The following is a 590-nucleotide window of genomic DNA, read 5'->3' on the forward strand; positions in this document are numbered from 1 at the left end:
GGTCCGGCAGGTCGAGTACGGGCAGCTCCGGGGTGGCCGGCGCGGGAAGCGGGCCGGGCTCGGGGAGGGGCTCGGGCGCGGGGAGGGGCTCGGGCGCGGGTGGGCCGTCCTGCGCCACCACCAGCTTGCATGCGTCCTGCAAGGGCGCCTCGATCACACCCGCGAGCGCCGCGAATCCGTCCAGTGCCAGTGGGGGGTCGGCCTGCGCGTCCTCGATGGCGATGCGCCCTTCGTGCACCACGGCCAGCACGTCGATGCGGGCGCCGTCGGCGAAGGTGAGCCGGATGTCCACCCACGGCGGCCGGACCTCCCGGCGCGCCGGGCCCACCAGGGGATCTCCGGCCGTGGTGACGGTGCCGTATCCCTGCACCTCCCAGACGGGCCAGGCGGCCGTCCCGGCCGTGCTCGGTTCGGATTCATCGGGTTCCTGGGCGGACATCCATCTGCGTTCCGACACGTTCACAACTTAATCAGGCAATCCGCCCTTATTGCCACGGCACGCACGGGGGGCCGTGACGGCACCCTGTCGGCGCATCGCTCCGCGGTGTCCGTTGCGCTTACTGATTGTCCTCAATCGCCGGACGGGCTTG

The 590-nt window shown here is 72.2% G+C and carries 1 protein-coding gene; it reads right to left on the reverse strand.

The annotated features are described in order from the left end of the window. A partial coding sequence (locus GT042_RS36480; RefSeq protein WP_345944054.1) for a DUF6214 family protein occupies positions 1–457 on the reverse strand: 457 nt, incomplete at its 3' end. Positions 458–590 lie beyond the last annotated feature (133 nt).

This window comes from Streptomyces sp. SID3212 (assembly GCF_009865405.1).
In the GTDB taxonomy this organism is placed as follows: Bacteria; Actinomycetota; Actinomycetes; order Streptomycetales; family Streptomycetaceae; genus Streptomyces.